Origin of the sequence: Rhodococcus sp. NPDC057529, assembly GCF_042802055.1 — a bacterium.
GTDB lineage: Bacteria > Actinomycetota > Actinomycetes > Mycobacteriales > Mycobacteriaceae > Rhodococcus_F.
Genome location: NZ_JBHVEY010000035.1, coordinates 1 through 16,265, shown reverse-complemented (window position 1 = coordinate 16,265; position 16,265 = coordinate 1). Strand labels below are relative to the sequence as shown.

The following is a 16,265-nucleotide window of genomic DNA, read 5'->3' as shown; positions in this document are numbered from 1 at the left end:
GGGCGTGAACCAACACGGTACTGGGGCTAACTAACGAAGGGGTGCACGGTGGGGTCTGAACGCATGTCGAATCGAGCGCTGGGCCGGGCGACGCTGGCCAGGCAATCGCTGCTGAGCCGTTCGGAACTGTCCCCGCTCGACATGATCGAGCACCTCTGCGGACTGCAGGCGCAGGCGCCGGCCCCGCCGTACTTCGCGCTGTGGGCGCGGCTCAGGAGGTTCCGCGCCGAAACGCTGTCGGACCTCGTCGAGAACCGCGCGGTGGTGCGGATCGTCGCGATGCGCGGGACGGTCTTCGCGTTGTCCGCGCCGGACGCCCTCTCGTTCCGTCCGCTCGCGCAACCGCTGCTCGACCGGGACCTCCACACCAACACGCAGTACCGGTCGAGTCTCGACGGAATCGACCTGGACGCGCTCGCGGCCGCGGGACGCGACCTGGTGCGCGAGAAGCCCCGCACCCAGTCGCAGATGCGGCCCTTGCTCGAGCAGCGGTTCCCCGGGCGCGACGGTGCCGCGCTCGCCCACGGGGTGCGGGGACTGGTCCCGATGGTCCAGGTGCCGCCGCGCGGGCTGTGGGGCAGGGCGGGGCAACCGGCGCTGGCGACCCTGGAGTCGTGGGTGGGCCGCCCGCTGTCCGAGGCGCCGTCCATCGACAGGATGCTGCTCCGCTACCTCGCCGCGTTCGGCCCCGCAAGTGCGCGCGACGCCCAGGCCTGGTCGGGGCTGACCCGGCTCGGTGAGGTCCTGGACCGGCTGCGGCCCGGGCTCCGGGTGTTCGCGGGGGAGTCGGGGCCGGAACTGTTCGACCTCCCCGACGCGCCCCGGCCGGATCCGAGCACTCCGGCCCCTGTCCGCATCCTCGCACCGTTCGACAACGTGCTGCTCTCGCATGCGGACCGGGGGCGCCTCGTCGACGACGACGTGCGGAAGAAGATCTTCACGCAGAACGGCATCGTCAAACCGGCCGTCCTCGTGAACGGCAGGGTCGCGGCGTTCACCACGACGGTGGTCGAGAAGTCCCGTGCGGTACTCGACGTGGAGCCACTGGCGCCGATCGCGAAGACGCACCGCGCCGCGATCGAGGCGGAGGGCAGGCGACTACTGAAGTTCGCGCACCCCGAGGCGACCGACCGCGCCGTGCGGTTCATGAGCTAGCGGGTTTGTGCCTCCGCGGTGCGAGGTGGCTGAGCTCGGCGATGATCTCGTCGTTCCAGACGTGCTGGCGCACAAGGCGGTACCGCTCGCGTGCCACCCACAGGTAGGCCTCGGCGTCGGTGTGGTCGGGCAGCATCCCGGCCGCCCGCAGCATCCGGACCACCGGCAGGAACTCCTCACCGAACCAGCGCCGGGCCACGGTCTCACGGCTGAGGAATTCGCCCACCTCCTGCATGAGCCGGAACCCCCAGGCCTCGACGCTCTGGCTGATCTCGGCGTACTCCCACGGATCGGTGACGACCACGGCCGCCCGCTGCGGCCCGCTCAACGGCACCCGCGTGAGGAACAGGCGGCGGTGGTCCTTGATGACCAGGTCGCCGCGCTGCGCGATCCCGTCCGGGGAGATCTTCGTCTGGATCTCGGTGACATAGGCGTCGATCGTGCTCCAGTGCATCGCGTACGCGATGGAGACGCGGTGGTGGCCGTCGCTGACGAAGTGCATCGACCCGATCCGGTACACCTGGATCGGAGGCACCGACTCGCCCCGGCGCTGCGCGGCCGCCAGTCGCTGCCAACGCTCGCGCACCCGGGTGGACGTGGGCCGGAAGAACCGGTCGAAGTCGCGCGTCCGGTCGACGCTGCCGACGATGGAATTGACGGGGATCACCTGCAGCCCGAGCGGCCGTTCCCCGACCCGGCCCACGGCCGCGACCACCTCGTCGAACGGCAGGATCTCGTTGACGTCGTCCGGTTCGCGCCGCAGCCAGCTGACCAGGCGCGACAACTCGGCGCGACGACGCTGGCGGGTGAAGTCGTTCTCCGCGTCGGCGGCGGGAAACCCGGTGTCACGTGCCATGCCGGCGCCTGACGATGCTCGGTTCGGCGCCCGGCGACAACTCCATCAGGGTGAATCCCACCGTGTTGATGACCGTCGTCGCGCCGAGCGTGCGGTCCTCGGCCGCACGGCCGTACGGGTGCACGTGCCCGTGGATCATGACGCGGGCCTGCAGCCTGCCCGCAAGGTTCTCGAAGCATTCGAAACCCCGGTGCGGCGGATCCTCCTGATCGCCGACTCCCCGCGGCGGGCTGTGCGTGAGCAGCACGTCGACGCCGGACACCCCGGAGCGGCGCGCGTGCCACGCGCTGGTCAGCGCCAGGTTGCGGGCCCGCCGCCGCTGCTGCCGCTCGGTCCACTGATTGGGCCCGTCGTTGTAGCGGATGGATCCGCCGAGGCCGGCGATGCGCAGGCCCGCGATCCGCACGATCCGGCCGTCCGCGTTGACCGCACCGCACGGTCCCGGCCACGCCGAGGGCAGTCCGGCCCGCATCCACCCGACCCGTCCCGCGGAGTAGCCGGACAGGTCGGCGTCGTGGTTGCCCGGCACGAAGACGCACGGCGCGTCGAGGGCGTCGATCAGATATTCCAGATAGTCGAACGGGAGGTCGCCCGCACCGAGGATCAGGTCGACGTCCATGGCGCGCACCTGCGAACTCCACAGCGACTCGATCGTCTCGTCGGACACTGCGAGTACCGAGACCATGCTCCGACGCTACCGGCTCGAGAGGCCGGAGGACGGGTGAGCGGGTTCGATGGTTTGATGGCGAGGTGACTGACAGCGTTGTGGCCTCCGTTCGCGCGCACCTGCTGGGGCAGATCGGGGGACCGGAGCCGACGGCGGCGTCGGTGACGTTCCTGGGCGTCGAACCGCTGGACGTGCTGCGGTTCGCACCCGACGACGAGGATCTGGTCCGATACGTGACCCTGGGGTGCTCCCGGCACCCGATGGGCGACCCCGGCGAACTGGTGGCCGACCCCCTCCGCGGCCCCCGCGCCGAACTGATCCTCACCCTGCGCGGCGGCGCGGGGGTGGCGTCGGGAGTCGCACGCACCCTGGCGGTGCTGGCGGCGGCGCCGTCGGTGGAGGGTGTCGTTCTCGTCGAGGACGCGCTGCTCGACCTGGGGGAGCCGCTGTGGAAGGACGCACCGTTCACCGCCGTGCTGCTCGGTGCGTCGACGATCCCCGACCTCCCGTTGCCCGAACCCGCGGAGGCCGTGCGATTCCTCGCGGTCGTTCCGCTCACCGGCACCGAGGCGGCGTGGGTCCGGTTGCGCGGCGCAGGCGCCCTGCGCGAGGCGTGGGCGGAGGCGGGCATCGACGTGCGCGATCCGCACCGCGGCGCCGCGTCGCTCTAGAGCCAGTTGTTCCGGCGGAACGTGACGAACAGGCCCACCGCCACCGACGCGATCACGAACACCACGCCGTGATATCCGTACTGCCAGTGGAGTTCGGGCATGTTGTCGAAGTTCATGCCGTAGATGCCCGCGATCATCGTCGGCACGGCCGCGATCGCCACCCACGCCGAGATCTTGCGCATGTCGGTGTTCTGCTGCACGGCGACCTTCGCGAGGGCGGCATCGACGAGTGAGCTGAGCACCTCGTCGTATTCGGCGATCCGCTCGGCGACGGTGGTGTGGTGGTCGAGGACGTCGCGGAAGTAGCGGCGGATCTCCTTCGGCACCGGATTGCCCGGCGACCGCGTCAGCCGGAGCAACGGATTGGACAGCGGGTTCACCGACTTGCGGAGTTCGACGATCTCACGCTTGAGCAGGTAGATGTGTTCGACCGCGACACTGCTGCGCGGACTGAACACCGCCTCCTCCATGCTGTCGACGTCTTCCTCGATGGCCTGAGTGACCTCGAGGTAGGTGTCCACCACGTGGTCCGCGACCGCGTGCAGCACCGCATACGGGCCGAGAGCGAGCCGCTCCCGGTTCGCCTCCAGCGCGTGCCGGACGGTCGACAGCGGGGAATGGTCACCGTGCCGCACCGTGATGACGAAGTCGGCTCCCACGAACACCATGATCTCGCCGGTCTCGACGATCTCGCTGGCAGTGGCCACCGACTCGTGCGGCACGTAGTTGACCGTTCGCAGCACCAGGAACAGCACGTCGTCGTACCGCTCGAGCTTCGGCCGCTGGTGGGCGTGGACGGCGTCCTCGACCATCAGCTCGTGCAGCCCGAACGTCTCGGACACGCTCTCCATCTGACCCTCGTCGGGCGCGAGCAGCCCGACCCACACGAATCCCTGACCCCGCTTCCGGACCTCGGCCATCGCCGCCTGGTGCGTGTACTTGCCGGGAAGCCTCGTGCCGTCGACGTACACCCCGCAGTCCACGATGGCCCGCGCGGTCGGGATGCGGATCCTGGAACCCGGGTCCTTGTCGCCGTCGCGCTGTTCCTTGTCGCTGCCGCGCCGGGGGAGCGAGGGCACAGACGGCACGGGACCCTCCTTCACCGTCGAGTCGGAAACGCTGCCGGTGAATCGTACGTCAGCGCCGGGTCCCGCCCGGCGGCGTCGCACGACACGCCAGGCTTCCGGGCCGCACGCTCGAACCCCGTGCGGCGACACCTGACAGACTGGTCTGGTGCTCATCGATCTCCACACCCATTCGACGGCCTCCGACGGAACCGACAGCCCGGCCGACCTGGTGCGCGCCGCAGGGGCGGCAGGACTCGACATCGTGGCGATCACCGATCACGACACGACCGCGGGGTGGGCCGAAGCGGTCGCGGCGCTGCCCGCGGGGCTCGCACTGGTGCGGGGCATGGAGATGTCCTGCGAGGGGCGGGGTGAGGACGGGCGCCCCGTCGCCGTGCACCTCCTCGCCTACCTGTTCGACCCCGCGCACGCGGCGTTCGCACGGGAACGGGAACGCCTGCGGAACGAGCGGATCGTCCGGATCCGCGCCATGGCGGAGCTGATGATGGAGGACGGCCTCCCCATCGACGCCGACGAGGTGCTCGCGGAAGCGGGACCGGCGGCGGGGCGCCCGCACCTGGCGCAGGCCCTCGTGCGCGCAGGAGTGGTCGGCAGCATCGGTGAAGCGTTCGTGGACCTGCTGGCCCCGCGCGGCCGGTACTTCGTCGACAAATCGGACACCCCGCTCGACGAGGCCGTGCAGCTGGTGGCGGAGGCCGGGGGCGTGAGCGTCCTCGCTCACGGCCGGGCCCGCACGAGGGGACGGCTGCTGTCGCTCGATCACGTCCGTGACCTGGCGGGAGCCGGTCTGCACGGGGTCGAGGTGCATCACCCCGACCATTCGCCGGAAGACGCGCGGGCGCTGCAGGGCCTGGCCGACGAGCTCGGTCTGGTCGTCACCGGCTCCTCCGACTACCACGGGACGAACAAGGCCATCCGGCTCGGCGAGTTCACGACGGACGCCGACGAGTTCGACACCCTCGTATCGAAAGCATCGGGGGTCCAGGTGGTTTCGGCATGAACACGCACGAGTCCGAGCGATACGAACCGTACGCCCCCGCCGGCCCGAGGACAGTGGTGGCCGTCGAACCGCCACGCAGCCCCCTTCCGGTCCGTGCGCTACGCGCCCTCAGCGGGGCCGTCGCCGCCGGCGTGGTGATCCTCTGCCTCGTCGTGATCGGCTCCGCCTATGTCGGCGGGGGCCGGGGCTTCCCGGGCCCCGGGGCGATCTCGATCACCGCGCATGTGGTGGCGTCCGTGTTCGTGATCGTGGCGCAGCGGATCGCGGACCGCCGCGACGGGTTCGCCGCCGTGGTCGCGTCCGTGGCCGTCCTCGCCGCGGCGGCGCTTCTGCTTGCCACCCAGTGGTGGGGATGAGCGACGCTCGGCCCGATACCTGAAACCGGCTCTCACAGTGACCCGCGGGTAACTTGTTCTCACAGGTAGAGGCCCGAAAACGTGAGACATCTGACTGTCGTGGCAATTTGATTGTGCATCGATATTCGTGCCAGACTTAGCACCACTCCGACGTCGGCGCCACCGCCCTTCGGCGGGGGTTTTATGGCAGCGTTGCCAGGGGCTCACCCGCCCAGTGCCATGACGCTTCGGACGTTCTGCGGCCATCGTGATCGCGCACCCCGGAAGCTTCACCCCAGTTGTCGTTCGTGGAGCAACTGTGAGGATCAGCGCCGATCCCCACGGTTACTTCTCAGTAACCCGGCCCCGAGTGAGCCTGGACTTATCAGGAGTGTCATCGTGTCCATCGTGTCCGAACCCACCACACCGCAGAAGGTCGAACTGACCGACGAGGAAATCTTCGCCGGCCACATCGGGGGGAAGCTCTCGGTCGAGACCACGGCCGCCCTCGATTCGCAGCGCGCCCTGTCCATCGCTTACACGCCCGGCGTCGCGCAGGTCTCCCGCGCCATCCACGCCGACGAGACCCTCGCCGACCGCTACACCTGGACCAACCGGCTCGTGGTCGTCGTCTCCGACGGCTCCGCGGTCCTCGGCCTCGGCGATATCGGGCCCCGTGCCTCCCTCCCGGTGATGGAGGGCAAGTCCGCCCTGTTCAAGAACTTCGCCGGGCTGAACTCGATCCCGCTGGTCCTGGACACCAAGGACCCCGACGAGATCGTCGAGACCCTGATCCGGCTGCGCCCCAGCTTCGGCGCCGTCAACCTCGAGGACATCTCCGCACCCCGCTGCTTCGAAATCGAACAGCGCGTCATCGAGGCCCTGGACTGCCCGGTCATGCACGACGACCAGCACGGCACCGCCATCGTCGTCCTCGCCGCCCTCAAGGGAGCGGTCAAGGTCCAGGACCGCGACCTCCACGACCTGCGGGTCGTCATCTCCGGTGCCGGCGCCGCCGGCGTCGCCTGCGCGAACATCCTGCTCGCCGCCGGCATCGCGGACGTGACGGTGCTCGACTCGAAGGGCATCGTCTCCGCCGACCGCACCGATCTCAACGAGGTCAAGACGGATCTGGCCGCGCGCACCAACCCGGCCGCCCGCCGCGGCGGCATCGTCGAAGCCCTCGACGGGGCGGACGTGTTCCTCGGCGTCTCCGCGGGCACCGTCCCGGAGGAGCTCATCGCGACGATGGCGGAGAACTCCATCGTGTTCGCGCTGTCGAACCCGGACCCGGAGATCCACCCCGACGTCGCCCGCAAGCACGCGGCGATCGTCGCCACCGGACGGTCGGATTTCCCGAACCAGATCAACAATGTGCTCGCCTTCCCCGGTGTGTTCAAGGGCGCGCTCGACGCCGGCGCCCGCCGCATCACCGAAGGCATGAAGCTCGCCGCCGCCGAGGCAATCCTCTCGGTCGTCGGTGACGAGCTGGCTGTAGACAAGATCGTTCCCAGCCCGCTCGATCCTCGCGTCGCCCCCGCTGTCGCGGAGGCAGTCGCCGCCGCTGCTCGCGCAGAAGGCGTCACCGACTAGCGAGAATCCGTCGAGCACCCCGATCCGGAACCCGCACCCACGGTTCCGGTGTCGGGGTGTTTGCCGTTGCGGGAGAACTCGTTACGACGCGCGCTCGGCGATCTGTCCGGCAGTCGGATTCCGCCGCAGGCGGCCGGTTCCCGGAACGGACGCCCACACCGCGAGCGCCAGCAACCCGTCCACGACGAGAGCGAGAATCGTCACCAGCAGCGCTCCGACGAGCACCCGGTCGTATTGGCGCAGGGCCAGTCCGTCGAAGATGTAGCGGCCCAGGCCGCCGAGGTTGACGTACGCGGCGACCGTTGCGGTCGCGATGATCTGCAGGGTGGCGTTGCGCAGCCCGCCGAGCATGAGTGGCAGCGCATTCGGGGCCTCGACCCGCGTGAGGACCTGCCATTCGGTCATTCCCATCGCGCGGGCGGCATCCACGACCGTCCGGTCGACGTTCGCGACGCCCGCGTACGTGCCGGCGAGAACCGGCGGGATCCCGAGGATCACCAGGGCCAGGATCGGCGGGATCAGGCCCAGCCCGAGCAGGAGCACCAGGAATGTCAGCAGGCCCAGCGTCGGCAGCGACCGCAGCGCGTTGACGAGACCGACCACGACCACCTCACCCTTGCGCAGATGTCCGATGATCAGGCCGATCGGCACCGCCACCAGCGCGGACAGTGCGACCGCCAGCAAGCTGTACCAGAGGTGCTCGAGGATGCGGGCGCCGATTCCGGTGCTGCCCGACCAGTTACCCGCGTCGACGATGTACTCCCACGCGCCGCCGAAGATGTTCACGAAGCCTCCTCCGGCGCCGGGGCCGTCGACTGTCCCGCGACCAGCGGTGCGTGCCGGACCTTCTGCTGCCGGGTCCACGGTGTCAGTGCCCGGCCGACGAGGAACAGCAGCAGGTCGAATGCGAGGGCCAGCACGACGATCGAGATGATCCCCGCCAGGATCTGGTCGGGGTAGTCCCGCTGATAGCCCTGCGTGAACAGGGTGCCGAGGCCGCCGATCCCGATCAGCGAACCCACCGACACGAGCGAGATGTTGGTCACCGCCACCACGCGGACGTTCGCCACGAGAACGGGTAGTGCGAGGGGCAATTCGACGGTCAGGGCCCGGCGGAGGCGCGTAAAACCCATCGCGGTCGCGGAGTCGACGACGTCGCCGGGAACGGAGTCGAGAGCCTCGGGAACGGCGCGGATGAGCAGGGCGGTGGAGTAGATCGTCAGCGCGATCACAACATTGAGCGGGTCCAGGATCTGCAGTCCGAAGACGGAGGGGATCGTCACGAACAGTGCCAGCGAGGGGATCGTGAACGCGATGCCCGCCACGATCAGCGTGATCTTCCGCAACCACGAAGCACCCCGGATCGCCGTCCCCACCGGAATGGCGATGAGCAAACCGATCAGCAGCGGAACCAGCGCAAGGTAGAGGTGGGTCTTCGTCAGGTCGACGACCACCGAGAAGTTGTCGATGAGCCAGCGCACGCGATCACGGTCCGTCCGGGGTCGCCGGCTGGGCAGTGAAGTAGTGCTCACCCCTTGCGCGATCCTCCGCCGCCCGCTGCTCGGCCAGCTTCGCGATCACTTCGGAGCCGAGGATGCCGCCCGAGACCGCACCGTCCGAATCGACGGCCACCCCGATGCCCGACGGCGAGGAGATCGCCGCGTCCAGCGCCTGCCGCAGGTCGGCGCCGGGGGTGAAGAGTGATCCGCCCGCCGCAGTGCATTCGGAGACGGGCCGACCGGCCCGCGCCCCCTCGACGCCGGTGACGTCGATCCACCCTCGCGGCACGCCCGCGTCGGTGACGACGAGGACCCATTCACCCTGTTCGAGGCGCAGCCCGGGCAATTCGTTCTCGGTCGCCGTCCGGAGGGTGTGCAGCGGAACCTCCTCTGCCGTCCGGAACGACAGCCCCCGGTACCCGCGGTCACGACCCACGAACGACGCCACGAAATCGGTGGCCGGCGCCGACAGCACCGTGTCGGGTGCGTCGTACTGCTGCAACCGGCCGCCCGGCCCGAACACCGCCACCCGATCACCGAGTTTGACGGCTTCGTCGATGTCGTGGGTGACGAACACGATCGTCTTGCGCATGTCGGCCTGCAGCCGCTGCATCTCGGCCTGCAGATCTTCGCGGACAACGGGATCGACGGCGCTGAACGGTTCGTCCATCAGCAGAATCGGCGGATCGGCGGCCAGCGCCCGGGCGACCCCGACGCGCTGTTGCTGTCCGCCGGAGAGCTGACCGGGATAGCGGGAGGCCAGTGCCGGGTCGAGTCCGACACGTTCGAGCACCGCCAACGCGGCCTTGCGGGCGTTGCGCCTCGAGTCGCCGCGCAGCACCGGCACGGTCGCGACGTTGTCGACCACCGTGCGGTGCGGCAACAGTCCCGCGCTCTGGATGACGTAGCCGATGCCGAGGCGCAGCTTCACCGCGTCGGTCCGGGCTATGTCGCGGCCGTCGACCGTGATGGTCCCGGCGGTCGGGGTGATCATCCGGTTGATCATCCGCATCGACGTGGTCTTGCCGCAGCCGGACGGCCCGACGAAGACCGTGAACGATTGGGCCTCGATCCGCAGGTCGAGGCCGTCCACCGCGGTCGTGCCGTCCGGGTACCGCTTGGTGACTCCCGAGAATGTGATCACGGCAGATTCCTCACGAGACCGGCTTGTCGAGCCCCTGGTCCGTCACCCACTGCTTGGCGGCCGCCGCCGGCTCGGTCTTCGCGTCACCCGAGACGGAAGTGTTGAGTGCGACAAGCTCTTCGGTGGTCAGCTTCGCCGACAGTGCGTCGAGGGCGCGGGTCAGTTTGTCGGAGGACTTGGTGGTGCGCAACACCGGGACGACGTTCTGCGCCGCGAAGTTGTTCAGCGGGTCCGCGAGCACCACGAAACCGTTCTCGGCGATCGCCGGAGACGTGGTGAAGATGTCGGCGGCCGTGATCTGTCCCGACGCGAGAGCGTCCACCGTGGCCGGACCGCCGCCGTCGGCGATCGGGACGAAGTTGCCGGGGGTGATGTCGAGGCCGTACTTGGCCTTCAGTCCGGGCAGGCCACCGGGACGTTCCTGGAATTCGGCCGGTGCGCCGAACTTCACCTCGTTCGAGTGCACCGCCAGATCCGCGATGGAGGTGAGGTTCCAGCGCTGCGCCGTTTCCTTCGTGACGACGACGGCGTCCTTGTCCTCCGCGGGGGCCGGGGTGGTGATCGTCAGTTCCGGGCCCAGCGCGGCGGGCAACGCCGCGTCGACGTCGGCGGCACTGGTGGCGGTGGAATCCGGGTCGAGATACTGCAGGAGGTTGCCTGTGTAATCGGGGATGACGTCGATCGACCCGTCCTTCAGTGCGGGAATGTAGGCCTCGCGGGAGCCGATGTTGAACTTCGTCGTCACGTCGAACCCGTTGGCGCGGAGCACCTCGGTGTAGATGTTCGCGACCGTCTCCGATTCGGGGAAGTTCGCCGATCCCACGATGATGGCGTTCGGGTCGTCACCGGAGCCTTCGCCGCCGCCGGACAGGGGGTCGGATCCGCCGCCACCGCACGCGGCGAGCGACACGACGGCGACCGTCGCGAGAGCGATACTGCCCACGGAGCGGCGAGTGAAGCCCGACAGAATTCGTGAGGTGCGCATGAGCGTCCTTCCCGTTGTCACCGGCGCCGGGCCTGCCGACCGAAAGCCGGTGGACGCGTGTCCGCGCCATCGGTTGGCCAGTGTAACGATAGGGGCGGACAGAGCGCGGTTTTCGGCCGGCTCGAGGTAGACGAAAGGCGCGACGTGGCACACACACGCACAGACCGATCGGCCCGCCGCAGGCCTCGCCCGGCGGCGTGGTCCCGCGCACTGACCGCCGCGTCCGCGGTGCTTCTGGCCGCTGGGGTGGCGTCGGGATGCGCTGGTGGCGACACGACTCTCGACGGTTCCGCGGGGCAGGGGCAGGGTGAGATCGTGGTGGGTGCGGGTGACGGCGCGGAGAGCCGCGTCCTCGCCGAGATCTACGCGGGTGCCCTGCGTTCGACGGGCGCGCCGGTCACCACCGACGGTGGTCTCGGGGATCGGACTGCCTATCTCGGGCAACTCGATGCCGGGAGCGTCACGCTGGTACCGGAGTTCACGGGCCGGCTGCTGCGCTACTACGACCCCGGGTCGACGGAAACCGAGCCGGACGACGTGTTCGAGGCGTTGAGCAGGGCTCTGCCGCAGGGTCTTTCGATCTCCGACTTCGCCGCGGCCGAGGACAGGTCGGCGCTCGCGGTGACTCCGCCGACATCCGAACAGCTCGGTCTCACCACGCTGGACGACCTCGTTCCCGCGTGCGGAAGGAGCGCCGCCGTCCTCGCCCCGGCCTTCGAGGCCGACGCTCTCGCGGGCCTCACCGGGTGCACGTTCGCGCAGACGCGGAGGGTGGCCGACGACGCCGCCGCGGTCGGTGAACTCGCCGTCCCTGCGCCGGCGGACGGTGCGGTGGTTGCCGGGGTGACCACGGCGTCACCCGACGTCGCGGACGCGGATCTGGTGCTGCTGTCCGACGACGAACACGTGTTCACCGCGCAGAACGTGGTGCCGCTGTTCCGGATCGGGACCCTGAGCGAAGCCCAGCTGAAGGCGCTGAACGTGGTGGCGGGTGAACTGACGACCGCGGACCTGGCCGACATGATCGGCCAAGTCCGCGGTGGTGCCGATTCAGCCGACGTGGCGCGGGTGTGGCTGGACGCCCATCTGTGAACCCAGGAACCCTCCGAGTTCCGCGACCGCGTCCGCGGCTTCGCGGACGAGGGACGCCTGCAGATGGGCGACGTGCCACAGCCGGGCGTACTCGGTGAGGGTGACGTCGACGTTCGACTCGTTCAGCTTGTCGACGAACTCCATGATCTGCGGGTAGAGCACCTCGTCCACCCCGACGTGGATCAACGTCGGCGGCAGTCCCGCCAGATTTCCCTGCAACGGAGCGTAACCCGGATCCCGCGCGTCCCCGTTGCCCAGGTACTTCTCGGCGGCGTCGAACGACCACGCGGTGTTGACGACGAGATCCCGGTCCCGGGACGTGTCGCGCCTGCCGGGATCGACCCACGGGGAGATCAGCCCCAACGCGGCCGGAGTCACGCCGTGCCGGTCGATCAGGCGTCGTGCGGTGGCGACGGTCAGGCCGCCACCCGCCGAATCGCCCGCGATGGCGAGTTGCTCTGCCTCGTAACCGTGTTCGGTGTTCAGTTCCATGTACGCGGCGACGGCGTCCTCGAGCCCGGCCGGGAACGGATGTTCCGGGGCCAGCCGGTAGTCGAGGGTGTAGACGACGCTGCCCGATTCCCGGGCGATGTGGGCGGCCAGCGAGCGGTGGGTGGCGAGCGAACCGATCGTGTACGCCCCACCGTGCAGGTAGAGGACGGCGGTCCGGCGTTCGGTGGCTCCCACCGTGATCCGCTCCGCGGGGCGCCCGGCCAGGACGATCGGGCGGACGACGGCACCGGCGGGCACCTGCTGCAGCGGAGCACCCACGTCGAGAAGGATCCGCTGCACCGAGTACGGAAGCCGGGCATTCAGGCTGAGGCGGTAGAACGGCCGGAGCGCCGCCGCGACGACCGGCAGCGGCAGGTGGAAGCTCATCGGGACCTCAGTTCGACTTGGGGAGGACGCGTCCGGCGACGAGGGCGACCACTCGCTGGTAGCTCGGTCCGACGAGCCGCACCCAGGCGTCGAGGAACTTGGCGTCCGCTCCGATCAGCACCCGCGCCTTGCCCTTGCGGACACCGGTCACGATGGTCTCGGCCGCCGCCTCCGGCGTGGTGCGTGCCAGCTTCTGGTCGAAGAACTTCGCGAACGTGTCGAGGTCCTCGCCCGGTCCCGCGGTGGCGTTGCGGGCGATGGCCGTCTTGATGCCGCCGGGATGCACACACGTCACCTTCACGGGATGCTTGGCGATCAGCATCTCCTGGCGCAGCGACTCGGTGAACCCGCGCACCGCGAACTTCGCCGAGTTGTAGGCGCTCTGGCCGGGCATGGACAGCAGTCCGAACAGGCTGGAGACGTTCACGACGTGGCCGTCGCCCGACGCGATGAGATGCGGCAGGAACGCCTTGGTGCCGTTGACGACTCCCCAGAAGTCCACGTCCATGATCTTCTCGATGTCCTTGAACTCGGACTTCTCGAACTCACCGTGGTAGGCGATGCCGGCGTTGTTGTACACCTGGTTGATCTTGCCGAAGTGCGCCCGTACCTCGTCGGCGTACGCGAGCACCGCCTCGCGCTGGGTGACGTCCAGGTGATCGGACTTGACCTCGGCGCCCAGCGCCTCCGCCTGGCGTGCGGTCTCGGCGAGTCCGACCGTGTCCATGTCCGAGATCGCCAGCCGGGCACCCCGGCGGGCGAGGTCGAGGGCGAGCGCCCTGCCGATGCCGGAGCCGGCTCCGGTGATCACGACTACCTTGCCTGCGAACTCGCTCACTGTGCTGTCACCTTGTCGTCGTCGAGGTCGATCTGCGCCGGGACGGCTGCGGATCCGGGGGTCTTGCCGTTCACGTGCACGGGCTCGGGCAGGTCGGCGGTGGCCACGCTGTCGTACGCGGCGAGATCGAAGCGCCTGGTCTCGTTCCGGAACTGGAACGTGAAGCCCGGCCACAGGGTGGTGTTGTTGCCGTGCTTGTCGAGGTACCAGCTCGCGCACCCGCCGTTGTTCCAGACGCTGTGCGACAGCTTCTCCTGGAGGTCGGCGTTGTACCGGTCCTGGGCGTCCTGACGGACCTCGATCTTGCCGATACCGTACTTGTCGATCGTCTGCAGGGCGTCGACGAGGTAGTTGAGCTGCGACTCGATCATGAAGACCATCGAGGTGTGGCCCAGACCCGTGTTCGGGCCGACCAGGAAGAACATGTTGGGGAAGTTCGCGATCGCGGCGCCCTTGTAACCCTGCTGCCCGCCCTCGTCGAAGACCTCGGCGAGCGAGCGGCCGTCCTTGCCGAAGATGCCCTCGAACGTGGGGGAGTCGGTGACGTGGAAGCCGGTGGCGACGACGATGGCGTCGACTTCGCGGACGGTGCCGTCCTTCGAGACCACCGCGTTGGCCGTGACCTCGGCGATGCCGTCGGTCACCAGGTCGACGTTGTCCTGCGCGAGGGTGGGGTAGTAGTTGTTCGAGATCAGCATGCGCTTGCAGCCGATCTGGAAGTTCGGCGTCACCTTCTTGCGCAGCACCGTGTCCTTGATCTGGCGGCGCAGGTGGCGTTCGGCCGCGAGCTGCAGCGGCTTCATGAAGACCGGTGCCTTCGCGAGTCCGACGACCTGGCTCTCGCGCATCCAGTAGATGCCGGTGCGGCACAGCTTCTGGAAGCCGGGAAGGTATTTGAACGCGGTGTGTTCGAGCGTCGTGTACTCGCGGTCCGCCCGGGGGAGGATCCACGGCGCCGTGCGCTGGTACACGTCGAGGTGCGACACCTTCTTGCCGATGGCGGGCACGATCTGAATGGCCGAGGCGCCGGTGCCGATGACGGCGACGCGCTTGCCCGTCAGATCGGCGTCGTGGTTCCAGCGGGCGGAGTGGAAGATCTCGCCCTCGAAGCCTTCGATGCCCTTGATGTCCGGGAGGGACGGCTCGCACAGTGCGCCGACCGCGGAGACGACCACCTTCGCGACGAAGTTTCCCTTCGTGGTGCTGACCTCCCAGCGAGTGGTCGCCTCGTTCCAGTGGGCGGACTGCACGTCACAGCCGAAGAGGTGCTTGTCGCGCACCTGGTATTTGTCCGCCACCGATTGGATGTACTTCTGGATCTCGGGCTGCGTGGAGAACGACCGGGTCCACTCCGGGTTGAGCGCGAACGAGTAGGAGTACAGATGCGAGGGAACGTCGCACGCCGCACCCGGATACGTGTTGTCCCGCCAGGTACCACCGACCTCGGTGCCGCGTTCGAGCACGAGGAAGTCGGTCTTGCCTGCCTGGGTCAGCTTGATCGCCGCGCCGAGGCCGGCGAACCCGCTGCCGATGATCAGTGTGTCGACGTGGCGGACACCTGCGGTGGGGGCGGAAGTATCTGTGACGGGAAGACTCATGTAAGCAACCATAGGGCGCTATTGAGGGGCAGTCAATAGCCTATTGACCTCCATTCAGTAGTCTTGTCTCATGGACGTTGTGAAGCGGACCCGTCTCAGCCCCGAACAACGGCGCGCGCAACTGATCGACCTCGGCGCCAAGATGCTGGCGCAGCGCCCGCTCGAGCAGATCTCCGTCGAGGACATCGCAGATCAGGCCGGCGTCTCCCGCGGCCTGCTGTTCCACTACTTCGCCTCGAAACACGACTTCCATCTCGAGATCGTGCGGCACACCAGCAGCGAGATGCTCGCCCGCACCGCACCCGACCCGTACATCGAGGAAGCGCGCGACCCGATGCAGATCCTGCGCTCGGTGCTCGCGTCGTACGTCGACTACGTCACCGAGAACCGGGGCACGTACGTCTCGCTCCTGCGGGGAACGGCGAGTGGGGACCCGGACATGCGGGCCGTCTTCGAGCAGACCCGCGCGGTGATGTCCGAGCGCACCCTCGAACAACTGCCCGCGATCGGCATCGAGCCCACTCGCGCGGTCGACCTCGCCGTGCGGGGCTGGATCGCCTACGTCGAGGAAGTCACGATCACCTGGCTGCGCGACCCCCACCTGACCCGCGAAGAACTGATCGAACTCAACGTCCAGGCCCTGCCCGCGCTGGCCATCGCCGCCGCGCCCGAAATCGCCGCCGCGCTCGTGTCGGCCACCACGACCTGACACCCCTGATCCCCCGACCCCGAAGCGGACGCACTCCTTCCGGGTAGCCGCACCCGTTTTCCGGAAGTTGTCAACCTGTCTGAGACACGTTGGTGTTGATTCCCGTCGGTCCGGGAAGGGCTGGTGCTACCGGTCTGGCCCGGAACCGTTCGGGAT

At 68.9% G+C, this 16,265-nt stretch carries 17 protein-coding genes; 7 read left to right on the top strand and 10 right to left on the bottom strand.

From position 1 onward, the window contains the following. Window positions 1-48: 48 nt before the first annotated feature. Window positions 49-1,155 (top strand): winged helix DNA-binding domain-containing protein, encoded by a 1,107-nt coding sequence (locus ACFU5V_RS39635; protein WP_378706466.1) that lies wholly within the window; start codon window positions 49-51, stop codon window positions 1,153-1,155. Here the strand turns inward: ACFU5V_RS39635 and ACFU5V_RS39630 are convergent. Both ACFU5V_RS39630 and ACFU5V_RS39625 read right to left on the bottom strand, forming a co-directional pair. Next, window positions 1,145-2,011: a chromosome partitioning protein ParB gene (locus ACFU5V_RS39630; RefSeq protein WP_378430001.1), complete on the bottom strand. Its 867-nt coding sequence runs from the start codon at window positions 2,009-2,011 to the stop codon at window positions 1,145-1,147. The two genes, ACFU5V_RS39635 and ACFU5V_RS39630, sit on opposite strands and share 11 nt — an antisense overlap. Further along, the gene (locus ACFU5V_RS39625; protein WP_015889788.1) at window positions 2,001-2,696 is read right to left on the bottom strand and encodes a metallophosphoesterase; all 696 of its coding nucleotides are present in this window, start codon (window positions 2,694-2,696) and stop codon (window positions 2,001-2,003) included. The genes ACFU5V_RS39630 and ACFU5V_RS39625 overlap by 11 nt, the downstream gene beginning before the upstream one ends. A 65-nt stretch (window positions 2,697-2,761) precedes the next feature. Between ACFU5V_RS39625 and ACFU5V_RS39620 the strand changes: the two genes are divergently transcribed. Then, window positions 2,762-3,349 (top strand): suppressor of fused domain protein, encoded by a 588-nt coding sequence (locus ACFU5V_RS39620; RefSeq protein ID WP_378430002.1) that lies wholly within the window; start codon window positions 2,762-2,764, stop codon window positions 3,347-3,349. Here the strand turns inward: ACFU5V_RS39620 and corA are convergent. Continuing rightward, a complete protein-coding gene (gene corA, locus ACFU5V_RS39615; RefSeq protein ID WP_378430003.1) occupies window positions 3,346-4,437 on the bottom strand; it encodes a magnesium/cobalt transporter CorA in 1,092 nt (363 codons plus the stop codon). The genes ACFU5V_RS39620 and corA overlap by 4 nt on opposite strands. Window positions 4,438-4,582: 145 nt before the next feature. On the opposite strand from corA, the gene ACFU5V_RS39610 reads away from it, so the two are divergent. The 3 genes from ACFU5V_RS39610 (at window position 4,583) to ACFU5V_RS39600 (ending at window position 7,365) form a co-directional block, all read left to right on the top strand. Then, a complete protein-coding gene (locus ACFU5V_RS39610; protein WP_378706464.1) occupies window positions 4,583-5,437 on the top strand; it encodes a PHP domain-containing protein in 855 nt (284 codons plus the stop codon). After that, window positions 5,434-5,793, top strand: coding sequence for a hypothetical protein (locus ACFU5V_RS39605; protein ID WP_378430005.1), 360 nt, complete (start codon window positions 5,434-5,436; stop codon window positions 5,791-5,793). Before ACFU5V_RS39610 ends, ACFU5V_RS39605 begins: the two co-directional genes overlap by 4 nt. Window positions 5,794-6,171: 378 nt before the next feature. After that, window positions 6,172-7,365: an NADP-dependent malic enzyme gene (locus ACFU5V_RS39600; RefSeq protein WP_378430006.1), complete on the top strand. Its 1,194-nt coding sequence runs from the start codon at window positions 6,172-6,174 to the stop codon at window positions 7,363-7,365. A gap of 81 nt (window positions 7,366-7,446) precedes the next feature. Here the strand turns inward: ACFU5V_RS39600 and ACFU5V_RS39595 are convergent, their stop codons facing one another. Genes ACFU5V_RS39595 through ACFU5V_RS39580 form a run of 4 tightly spaced genes read right to left on the bottom strand, consistent with a single transcriptional unit; the run spans window position 7,447 to window position 10,993 of the window. Then, complete coding sequence (locus tag ACFU5V_RS39595; RefSeq protein ID WP_378430007.1) at window positions 7,447-8,151, bottom strand: ABC transporter permease; 705 nt, start codon at window positions 8,149-8,151, stop codon at window positions 7,447-7,449. Beyond that, a complete protein-coding gene (locus ACFU5V_RS39590) occupies window positions 8,148-8,846 on the bottom strand; it encodes an ABC transporter permease (RefSeq protein WP_378706462.1) in 699 nt (232 codons plus the stop codon). The genes ACFU5V_RS39595 and ACFU5V_RS39590 overlap by 4 nt, the downstream gene beginning before the upstream one ends. A 4-nt stretch (window positions 8,847-8,850) precedes the next feature. Then, a complete protein-coding gene (locus ACFU5V_RS39585; protein WP_378706460.1) occupies window positions 8,851-10,008 on the bottom strand; it encodes an ABC transporter ATP-binding protein in 1,158 nt (385 codons plus the stop codon). Between the two features lie 10 nt (window positions 10,009-10,018). Continuing rightward, a complete protein-coding gene (locus ACFU5V_RS39580) occupies window positions 10,019-10,993 on the bottom strand; it encodes an ABC transporter substrate-binding protein (RefSeq protein ID WP_378706458.1) in 975 nt (324 codons plus the stop codon). Window positions 10,994-11,137: 144 nt separating this feature from the next. Here ACFU5V_RS39580 and ACFU5V_RS39575 point away from each other — a divergent pair, with 144 nt between their 5' ends. Then, on the top strand, window positions 11,138-12,085 hold the full coding sequence (locus ACFU5V_RS39575; RefSeq protein WP_378706456.1) for an ABC transporter substrate-binding protein: 948 nt from the start codon (window positions 11,138-11,140) through the stop codon (window positions 12,083-12,085). Here the strand turns inward: ACFU5V_RS39575 and ACFU5V_RS39570 are convergent. The 3 genes from ACFU5V_RS39570 to ACFU5V_RS39560 are packed head-to-tail and all read right to left on the bottom strand — an operon-like array spanning window position 12,044 to window position 15,400. Beyond that, window positions 12,044-12,964: an alpha/beta hydrolase gene (locus ACFU5V_RS39570; RefSeq protein ID WP_378706454.1), complete on the bottom strand. Its 921-nt coding sequence runs from the start codon at window positions 12,962-12,964 to the stop codon at window positions 12,044-12,046. The genes ACFU5V_RS39575 and ACFU5V_RS39570 overlap by 42 nt on opposite strands. 7 nt (window positions 12,965-12,971) lie before the next feature. Next, on the bottom strand, window positions 12,972-13,802 hold the full coding sequence (locus ACFU5V_RS39565) for an SDR family oxidoreductase (RefSeq protein WP_072948315.1): 831 nt from the start codon (window positions 13,800-13,802) through the stop codon (window positions 12,972-12,974). After that, on the bottom strand, window positions 13,799-15,400 hold the full coding sequence (locus tag ACFU5V_RS39560) for a flavin-containing monooxygenase (protein ID WP_378430014.1): 1,602 nt from the start codon (window positions 15,398-15,400) through the stop codon (window positions 13,799-13,801). Before ACFU5V_RS39560 ends, ACFU5V_RS39565 begins: the two co-directional genes overlap by 4 nt. Before the next feature lie 70 nt (window positions 15,401-15,470). Between ACFU5V_RS39560 and ACFU5V_RS39555 the strand changes: the two genes are divergently transcribed. Next, a complete protein-coding gene (locus ACFU5V_RS39555; protein ID WP_378706452.1) occupies window positions 15,471-16,109 on the top strand; it encodes a TetR/AcrR family transcriptional regulator in 639 nt (212 codons plus the stop codon). Window positions 16,110-16,265: the final 156 nt, after the last annotated feature.

Bases quoted from the DNA above. Each gene is read 5' to 3' on its own strand.
- ACFU5V_RS39630 (WP_378430001.1), bottom strand. From the start codon at position 2,011: ATGGCACGTGACACCGGGTTTCCCGCCGCCGACGCGGAGAACGACTTC.
- ACFU5V_RS39625 (WP_015889788.1), bottom strand. From the start codon at position 2,696: ATGGTCTCGGTACTCGCAGTGTCCGACGAGACGATCGAGTCGCTGTGG.
- ACFU5V_RS39605 (WP_378430005.1), top strand. From the start codon at position 5,434: ATGAACACGCACGAGTCCGAGCGATACGAACCGTACGCCCCCGCCGGC.
- ACFU5V_RS39580 (WP_378706458.1), bottom strand. From the start codon at position 10,993: ATGCGCACCTCACGAATTCTGTCGGGCTTCACTCGCCGCTCCGTGGGC.
- ACFU5V_RS39570 (WP_378706454.1), bottom strand. From the start codon at position 12,964: ATGAGCTTCCACCTGCCGCTGCCGGTCGTCGCGGCGGCGCTCCGGCCG.
- ACFU5V_RS39560 (WP_378430014.1), bottom strand. From the start codon at position 15,400: ATGAGTCTTCCCGTCACAGATACTTCCGCCCCCACCGCAGGTGTCCGC.
- ACFU5V_RS39555 (WP_378706452.1), top strand. From the start codon at position 15,471: ATGGACGTTGTGAAGCGGACCCGTCTCAGCCCCGAACAACGGCGCGCG.